This window comes from Limosilactobacillus reuteri subsp. simiae, assembly GCF_020784875.1.
In the GTDB taxonomy this organism is placed as follows: domain Bacteria; phylum Bacillota; class Bacilli; order Lactobacillales; family Lactobacillaceae; genus Limosilactobacillus; species Limosilactobacillus reuteri_H.
In genome coordinates this window covers 1-6,517 of sequence record NZ_JAJGUI010000103.1, presented here as the reverse complement: position 1 = coordinate 6,517, position 6,517 = coordinate 1, and the positions used below count along the sequence as shown (strand labels likewise).

General features: G+C 36.6%; 6 protein-coding genes. 4 read left to right on the top strand and 2 right to left on the bottom strand.

Translation table 11 applies throughout. The features are described from left to right. The first annotated feature begins 81 nt into the window (after window positions 1–81). The 3 genes from LMC10_RS05805 to LMC10_RS05795 all read left to right on the top strand — a co-directional run bounded on the left by LMC10_RS05805 (window position 82) and on the right by LMC10_RS05795 (window position 3,856). On the top strand, window positions 82–1,413 hold the full coding sequence (locus tag LMC10_RS05805) for an ISL3 family transposase (RefSeq protein ID WP_229268889.1): 1,332 nt from the start codon (window positions 82–84) through the stop codon (window positions 1,411–1,413). A 104-nt stretch (window positions 1,414–1,517) separates the two neighbouring features. After that, window positions 1,518–1,787: a hypothetical protein gene (locus LMC10_RS05800; RefSeq protein WP_229269177.1), complete on the top strand. Its 270-nt coding sequence runs from the start codon at window positions 1,518–1,520 to the stop codon at window positions 1,785–1,787. Window positions 1,788–1,909: 122 nt separating this feature from the next. Next, a complete protein-coding gene (locus LMC10_RS05795) occupies window positions 1,910–3,856 on the top strand; it encodes a sugar MFS transporter (RefSeq protein WP_229269176.1) in 1,947 nt (648 codons plus the stop codon). Window positions 3,857–4,067: 211 nt separating this feature from the next. Here LMC10_RS05795 and LMC10_RS05790 read toward each other — a convergent pair whose 3' ends face one another. Then, window positions 4,068–5,174: a low temperature requirement protein A gene (locus LMC10_RS05790; RefSeq protein WP_229269175.1), complete on the bottom strand. Its 1,107-nt coding sequence runs from the start codon at window positions 5,172–5,174 to the stop codon at window positions 4,068–4,070. A 78-nt stretch (window positions 5,175–5,252) separates the two neighbouring features. Next, window positions 5,253–5,717, bottom strand: a complete 465-nt coding sequence (locus LMC10_RS05785) for a universal stress protein (protein ID WP_086132091.1) — start codon at window positions 5,715–5,717, stop codon at window positions 5,253–5,255. A gap of 213 nt (window positions 5,718–5,930) precedes the next feature. Between LMC10_RS05785 and LMC10_RS05780 the strand changes: the two genes are divergently transcribed. Then, entirely contained in the window at window positions 5,931–6,401 is a 471-nt protein-coding gene (locus LMC10_RS05780; protein WP_229269174.1) for an Lrp/AsnC family transcriptional regulator, read from the top strand. The last annotated feature ends 116 nt before the right edge of the window (window positions 6,402–6,517 follow it).

The following is a 6,517-nucleotide window of genomic DNA, read 5'->3' as shown; positions in this document are numbered from 1 at the left end:
AGTGCTTTATTTGTTTAAAATTTAAAATAAAAAAGCGAAAGATGGTTGGACCCCGTCTTCGTTAAGAAAGGACCATCTTTCATGAACAATTCTATCAGAACTATCTTAGGAATTAAAGATCCCTATCTCAAACTAGATGAAAAGAACTTTGATAATCCAATTGAAGATCAACCTAATCAAATCATTGTCCATCTTATCCAAACTTATCCTATGCATTGCCCACGATGTGGACATTTAATGTGTAAGAATGGCTATAAAACAGTTAATTGCTTGGGACCAGAACTTCACTTTAAACCAACAATCTGGTCGATTAAAAAGCAAAAATATATCTGTAAAGCTTCCTCTTCTTGTCCTGAAGTAATTACTAAATTAGCGGCTGTTAGAGATATTAATTATCATGATCATATCTCTTTGGCGATAAAACAACGAGCCATGATGCTTCTGACGAAAAATGAATCACAAAGTGATTTAGCCAAAGAACTAAATGTCTCGAACTGGACAATTAGACGAGTCATTACAAACCTTGATCAATTCTTCAAACCTAACTATCATTGGTTGCCTCGCCATATTGCTTTTGATGATTTTAAATCTGGTCGCTTTGCGCCCAGTGGAATGAGTATGATTCTAATGAACATTGAAAATAAACGGACACTTGACATTATCCTGTCACGAAAAAATAGTTATTTGCGGAACTACTTTCTTCGATATGACCGTTCAGCACGCCTAGCAGTTCAAACAGTAACAGTTGACTTATACACTCCATATCGTCACTTAATTCATGAACTCTTCCCTCACGCTATAATTATCGCTGATCATTTTCACATCGTTGCTCAAGCGTATCGTGCATTAAATAAAATCAGGATTCAAGTAATGAATCGTGCTGGTGCTGCCACTCATGAGTGGCGTGCACTTAAGCATTTTTGGAAATTACTCTTAACACCTGCTAATGAGCTTAAATATAATAATTATTGGTCAAGACGTAACTTTAGTTACGCTCAATTAACCGATGTTGAAGTTATTCACCGTCTCCTAAGTTTTGATAATGAGTTAAAAAAAGCTTATGAATACTATCAAGACTTAATTATGGCGATTGCTCATCGTAGGAAGGAAGAATTAAAAAACTTACTCGTAATTAAATGGACACACCTTCCGCAAGCACTACAGAAAGTTCAGCGTACCCTTCGTAGTCATAAACAAGAAATCTATAATAGTTTCAAATATGACACCTATACAAACGGTCCTGTTGAAGGAACCAATAATAAAATTAAAGTTATTAAACGAACTGCTTATGGCTTTCGTAATTTCTTTAATTTCCGGATTAGAATTCTTCTTGCATTACCAAATACCTATATCGCAATAAATTGGCGAAATAAACAAACAGCTCATGCCAAAGTCCAGGCACAAGCTGCTTAGTAAAATTATTTTATTTTCTCATCAGTACTTCTTGACAAAGAGCCTTTTATTTTAATTTCTTAACAAGAAAATAGAAATGTGGTTTGATTAGCATAGAGGTGATTATGATGAATAAAACATTTATGAGCGGTTACTATCAAGGCGTTATCGAAACCGCCCCTGCTACCCTTTCGGCTGCTAAAACAGAACAGTTAGCAATTACAATGACAATTCTCCATTTACGCCATGCTGGAATAAACATTACATCAATCCATGATTTTCTTATCAACGATCTTCATGCAAATGAACGCCTTGTAAATAAATATATTAATTTAAATGCTGATGAGTTAGAAACTATTCAAGCCCAAGTTATGGCAATCGCTTTCAATCAATAATTATTTTGATATCACTTCCTTTTTCGTAAAACTTTACTAAAATTGCATTGACTTTTTCTATGAAAACGCTTACCATTATTCGTGTAAGATATTATATGTTGTTGTAGAAAAGGGGAGTTAACATGGATGCAAAAATTGATACTACACAGAAAGACCCACATGTTGTCCGCTCTCGTTTAGCCTATTCTTTAGGTGCATTCGGACATGACGCTTTCTTTGCATTACTTTCTACTTATTTCATGATGTATGTTACTGGACACTTGTTTACTTCGAGTGATAAACACTTTGATAACAAGATGGTCTGGTACGTCACAATGATCATCATGGTTTTACGAATCGTTGAATTACTTATTGACCCATTAATTGGTAACGCAATTGATCGTACTAATACACGTTGGGGGAAATTTAAACCATGGGTTGTTGGTGGTGGTATTATTTCTGCCATCTTACTTGCCGCCCTCTTTACCCCGCTTGGTGGCTTAAACACGAGTAATCCAGTCCTTTACTTAATCATCTTTGCTATTATTTATATTGTTATGGATGTGTTTTACTCGTTTAATGACGTTGGTTTCTGGTCAATGGTTCCAGCAATGTCATTCGATTCACATGAACGGGATAAAATAGCTACCTTTGCCCGAGTTGGTTCAACTATCGGTGGTCAGATTATCGGATTTGTCATCATGCCAATGGTTCTGTTCTTCTCTGTAAACCAAAATGGTGGTACCGGTGATGACCGTGGTTGGTTCATCTTTGCCGCAATTGTCGCTGCAATTTCAGCAATTACTGCTATTGGTGTTGGGATGTTTACTCACGAACAAAAGTCATTGCTTCGTGAAAACAAGGAACAAACTAAGTTCAAGGATATCCTTAAGATCTTAGTAAAGAATGATCAACTTCTTGCTATCGCTATGTCTTATCTATTCTTTACTACTGGTCAAACACTATTAAATAGTTTTGAACTTTACTACTTTACTTATATTCTTGGTAATTCTAAGGCTTTCTCTATCCTTGGTGGTTTGAACACAATTGTCGGTGTCATCTCAGTATTTGCTTTCCCATTATTCTCTGGAAAGATCGGTCGACACAAACTATTCTATGGTGCTGCTTCAATCGAAGTGCTTGGTGCATTGATCTTTGCCTTTGCCGGTAAGTCATTAGCATTAGTTCTTCTCGGTGCTGAATTATTCTTCATTCCACAACCAATTATCTTCTTAGTTGTTCTTATGACAATTACTGACTCTGTTGAATATGGTCAATTAAAATTAGGACACCGTGATGAATCACTTACTTTATCAGTTCGTCCATTACTAGATAAGTTTGGTGGAGCAGTTGCTAACGGTGTTGTTGGGGCTGCTACTGTTGCTGCCGGTATGACTGGTGGTGCTACTGCAGCTACTGTTACCGCTCATGGAGTAAGCATCTTTAAGGTTTACATGTTCTTAATTCCGATTGCTTTAATTCTTGTCGGTATTATCATCTTTGCACTCAAAGTTAAACTTGATGAAAAGTCACATGCTCAAATCGTTGCTAAGCTTGAACAAACTTGGGGTAAGCAATTTAACAATGACAACGACACAACAAGCGAATCTACTCCTACCCCACAACCTGGCGTTACTGATATTACATCACCAGTTGCCGGTACGCTTGTTAACTTAAAGGACGTTACCGATGAAAACTTTGCTTCTGGTAACATGGGTAAAGGATTCGCTATAAAACCATCTGATGGTAAAGTAATTGCTCCATTTAGCGGAACAGTACGAGCAACCTTCTCTACTCGTCACGCAATCGGGCTTGAATCTGACAATGGTATTATGTTACTGATCCACGTTGGTATTGATACCGTTAAACTTCGGGGTACTGGATTCATTAGTTACTTTGATAAGGATCAACACTTTGACAAAGGTGACGAATTAATGGAATTCTGGGATCCAGCAATCAAGAAAGCGGGCCTTGATGATACTGTCATGGTAACAGTCACTAACAGTAAAGACTTCGATATTAAATTATTGAAGGATGCTGGTGAAAAGGTAACTACTACTGATATCGTTATGGAAGTTACTAAAAAGTAATTAAATATCTTCTCTGTTAAAAAAGAGGCTGGAAAAATAATCCAACCTCTTTACCATTTTAAAGTATAAACTGCCAGAACGCAGTAGCTGGCTGGATTCTGAACGTTGATAAATCAACGTCCAGAACACCCCAATAGGCTAGCTTCGCGTCGTAGCCATCCTTGCGGGGGTGGGACTAAAAACTCGCAAGCGAGTTTAGTCCCACTCCCTTTTAATCTACATATTTTATTCTAAATCTTGTTAACGTTACGGCATTAATCAACGTTACAGCAGTCATAATAATAACCACAGGCGTAAACGCTGAATAAAACCAGGAAATTCCAAAACCGGCTATTGTTGAAATAATAAAAATACTTACAACGATCTTATTCACTTTTACCTTATTATAGTAGTTAGCAATTGCAAGGCCAATATAGAACAAGGCAAAACCAAGATACATGCAAGTTACCGCAAACCGCGGATGAGCCGCTGCATCATCAATAAATTTCATCGCCACAGTTATTAGGCTAAGACCAAATAAAATAAAGTAATGAAGATAGATCATTAAATTTCCAGTCTCATGGCGCTGGTGTTCATTAATTAAATGGTCAAATTCAACAATGTAGGTAAAGAATAGCGCTGCAACTGTAGTAAAAATAAGAATAGACTGAATTGAGAAATTTGTAGCAGTAAAGTAATCAGCAATACCGACAATCGTCTCACCAAACATCACGATAATCAATGCTGTAAGCCGTTCTAGCAGATGGGAGAAGATAATAGGATGATGCTTTGTATATTTTCCAGTCAAACCAGGGGCAATCCAACTGATAATAATACCCGCAAAAGCAATTCCAACTCCTAATCTGCTTTGATAAAAAATCCCACCAATAAAAAGCGTAACAGTCCTAAAAATTAAAATTCCAGCAAAGGCTCGTGTAATCTGTTTATCTATCTTCTTTTCTGCCTGAAAGTAAACTAAAACATATTGGATGCATAGCGTTAATGATAGCAATCCTGCAGCTATGAAAAAAATTGCTAAATGCCAATCAAATGTTGTTGAAAACGAATTTGACATATAGAGAAGAATTGCCATATCGACGAACGAAAAGATAACATTTGTTCCTGAAAGCTTTCCATACCGATTTGTAAAAACCATCTGGACCATCCAGGAATTAATAAATACAATCACGACAATTGCAAAGATTCCTAAAACCGGCAATCCCACAATCCCATGGTGCAAATGGTGAATCATTTCTGTTGCTCGGGAAACCATGTAAACGAACACTAAATCGTAAAATAATTCTACCAAGGAAACTCGCTTAGTAATTTCATCTGCCACGATAACACACCTTCTTTTTTATAAAAAAAGAGTTAATGGTAATATTTACCACTAACCCTCATTGATAATATTCAATGACTATTTAACCTGATCTACATCAGTTCGGACAACTAACACATCAACAGGCGCATTACGCTTTACGTATGACGTAACTGAACCCATTACAGCTCGTTGCATCCGTGATAATCCACTAGCACCGATAATAATCATGTCGTTGTGGTGGTCACGAGGGAAGTCAAACGAAATAATTGTCTTTGGATTACCAAGACGAATGTGGATATCAAGATTATCAAAGCCATCCTTATCCTTGGCATTTTTCAACAATTCATCAAGGTATTGCTTTGATTTATCAACTAATTGATAAGCAATACTTCCATCTGACATACCAGCAAAGTTATAAGCCATTGCTCGTGTATCGATTACATTTAAAATATCTATATGGGCACCATTACGCTTTGCGATTGCAATTGCGCGGTGCAATGCAAATTCTGATTCCTGAGAACCATCAACTGGAACTAGGATGTTTTGGTATTCTTGATCCATAGGTTTGAACCTCCAAACAAATTAGTAATGTCTTTACTTAAATTATACCATTTTTTTAAAGAATAAAGCGAAGGAAACCAGAATAATACTGACTTCAGATAAAATTCAATTAATTCATGATTTTCTAAAATTTAGACTATACATTAATCTTTAATTAGAGTAATCTTAATATATCCAATATACCTTTAATACTTGAAAGTGAGGCCGCATCTTATGGACAAGATCGATAGGAAGATTATTAACCTTCTCCAAAAAAACGCCCGTGCTTCTTTGAAAGAACTCTCTAAAGAATGTTTCATTTCATCACCAGCAATTGCGGCGCGAATTAATAAACTTGAACGAAATGGGATTATTACTGGCTACCATACAAGTGTTAACATGGAAAAAATCAACTTTCATGTTAAAGCTTTTATTCAGGTGCAACTTGAGCCTCGCCAAAAACAAGAATTTTACCCCTACATTCAACAAATTCCCAATGTGATCGAATGTAACTGTGTAACTGGTGATTATTCAGAAATTATGGAAGTTGTTTTTCCTTCTACCACCGATTTAGATGACTTCATCAATACTATTCAACAACGTTTTGGAAAGACAAGTACACAAATCGTATTTAGTACAAGCGTTGACCACCGAGGAGTTAAGCTAGCACCAGCTCAAGATACCGTTAATTCAGAGAAAGAGTAAATCATAACCACCCGTCAAACGGGTGGTTTGCACATCGGCTATAAGCCGATAATAAAAGCCGGCGTCTCAAGGCGCTGGCTTTCGCTTTGCTCAAGCCAAAATGCTCTGACTACTTT